Consider the following 1,640-nt stretch of genomic DNA (forward strand, 5'->3'; position numbering starts at 1 on the left):
GGCATGGCCTTCATCCGCCTTAAGCCCTGGGACGAGCGCGACGTGACCGTGCCGGAGTTCATCCAGCAGGCCAACCAGCGCTTCTACGGCATCAAGGGCGCGCAGATCTTCGTGGTGAACCTRCCGACGATCCAGGGCCTGGGCCAGTTCGGCGGCTTCGACATGTGGCTGCAGGACCGCGCAGGCCTGGGCGAAGAAGCCCTGATGGCGGCGCGCAACCAGCTGTTGGGGGCGGCCGCGCAGGATTCGAGCCTGATGGCGGTGCGACCGAATACCCTCGAGAACGCACCGCAACTCCAGCTGCACGTGGATCGGGTGCAGGCTCAGGCGATGGGCATGTCGTTGAGCGACATCTACAACGGCATCCAGCTGATGCTGGCGCCGGTGTACGTAAACGACTTCTTCTATGAAGGCCGCATCAAGCGCGTGAACATGCGCGCCGACGCGCCGTACCGCACCGGCGCCGAGTCGCTGGCGAGGATCTATTCGCCGAGCAGCCAGCAGAGCGACGCCAACGGGGGCCGGGCGATGATCCCGTTGTCGAACGTGGTGCAGTCGTCGTGGGCCTCGGTGCCGCCGTCGCTGTCGCGCTACAACGGCTACTCCGCGGTGAACATCAATGGCTCGGCGGCGCCGGGCAGTTCGTCCGGCCAGGCGATGACGACGATGGAGAACATCGTCACCGACCAGCTGCCACAGGGCTTCGGCTACGACTGGAGCGGCATGTCGTACCAGGAGATCCTGGCCGGCAACAGCGCCACGCTGCTGATGGTGCTGTCGATCGTGGTGGTCTTCCTCTGCCTTGCCGCGCTGTACGAGAGCTGGTCGATCCCGGTGGCCGTGCTGCTCGTGGTGCCGCTGGGTGCGCTGGGCGCGCTGGCCTTCACCATGCTGCGGGGTCTTTCCAACGACCTGTTCTTCAAGATCGGGCTGATCACCATCATCGGCCTGKCGGCGAAAAACGCCATCCTGATCRTCGAGTTCGCGGTGATGGAGCGCAAGCAGGGCAAGACGTTGCGCGACGCGGTGATCTCGGCGTCCCACCTGCGCTTCCGTCCCATCCTGATGACCTCGTTCGCCTTCATCATGGGCGTGCTGCCGATGGCCATCTCGACCGGCGCGGGTGCCAATGCCCGCCATGCCATCGGCACCGGCGTCATCGGCGGCATGTTCTTCGCCACCTTCCTGGGCCTGCTGCTGATCCCGGTGTTCTTCGTGGCCGTAAGACGCGTGCTGGGCGACAAGATGGACGAGCCGTCGAAGGAGTACCTGCTGGAGCGGGACAAACCGGCCTCGCGCTGAGCCTCGCCCTCCGTTCGAAAAGCCCCGGCCAGGCCGGGGCTTTTCGTATTCCGGGCTGCGGACAACGGCAGCCCAGCCCTGCCCGCAATCCCGGGCAGGCAAGGTCGGCACCGAGGCCCCTTTCCACCCGCCTGACCTCCCGCACTTCTTGCGGCCGTCTCAATTCGTGATAATCCGCCGATTGATCCTGTCGATCACCCCGCCCCCCGTTCGTCGTCCTGAACGATCTCCCCCGCCCTGCCGAAGACATCCCCATGACACGGAAAGACCCAGCCGCAAGGAAAACACCCTCCACCACCCGCCGCATGATCCTGATGCTGATCGCCGTGGCGGTGATC

The 1,640-nt window shown here is 65.5% G+C and carries 1 protein-coding gene; it reads left to right on the forward strand.

Translation table 11 applies throughout. From position 1 onward, the window contains the following. A partial coding sequence (locus AC04L7_RS18275; protein ID WP_475513645.1) for an efflux RND transporter permease subunit occupies positions 1 to 1,302 on the forward strand: 1,302 nt, incomplete at its 5' end. Positions 1,303 to 1,640 lie beyond the last annotated feature (338 nt).

The sequence above is a fragment of the Pseudoxanthomonas sp. LjRoot204_2 genome (assembly GCF_056175765.1).